At 76.6% G+C, this 670-nt stretch carries 1 protein-coding gene; it reads left to right on the top strand.

Features of this window, described 5'->3' with window-relative positions:
• Nucleotides 1-148 precede the first annotated feature (148 nt).
• Nucleotides 149-670: ABC transporter permease (locus tag OZN99_RS32975; RefSeq protein WP_270939383.1), on the top strand; the 522-nt coding region annotated here is incomplete at its 3' end.

The following is a 670-nucleotide window of genomic DNA, read 5'->3' as shown; positions in this document are numbered from 1 at the left end:
TGGCCGACCGCATCCTCGTGCTGGGCGGCACGCCCGCCGTCCCGGCGGAGATCGCCCCCCCGGCCGGGCCGCCGCCACGGCCTGCGCGCGACCCCGCGCTGCTGGCCGCGCAGGGCGAGCTGCTCGACCGCCTGGCAGAGGCGGCGTGATGCACGGGCTGCTCGCCGCCACCGGCCTAATCGCGCTGTGGCAGGGCTTCGTGTGGCTGACGCAGGTGCCGCCCTTCCTGCTGCCCTCCCCCTGGCGCGTGGCGCAGGCGCTGGCGGCGCGCTGGGACAGCATCGCGAGCCACGCGCTGGTGACGGGGGCGGAGATGCTCGCCGGCCTCGCGCTCGGCGCGCTGCTGGGCTGCGGCATGGCGCTGACGCTGGCCGCCTGGCGGGGCGGGCGGCGCTGGCTGCTGCCGCTGCTGCTGGTCTCCCAGGCGATCCCGGTCTTCGCCATCGCGCCGCTGCTGACGCTCTGGTTCGGCTTCGGCATGGCAAGCAAGGTCGTCATGGCGACGCTCATCATCTTCTTCCCCGTCGCCACCGCCTTCTATGACGGGCTGCGCCGCACCGATCCCGGCCTGCTGGAGCTGGCGGCGACGATGGACGCGTCGCGCGCCGCGGTGCTGTGGCGCGTCCGCGTGCCGGCCGCGCTGCCGGCGCTCGCCTCCGGCCTGCGCGTC

Origin of the sequence: Falsiroseomonas oryzae (genome assembly GCF_027856955.1) — a bacterium.
Lineage (GTDB): Bacteria > Pseudomonadota > Alphaproteobacteria > Acetobacterales > Acetobacteraceae > Falsiroseomonas > Falsiroseomonas oryzae.
Note: the sequence above shows the minus strand (reverse complement) of the source record. Positions and strands in the feature narration are given on the sequence as shown.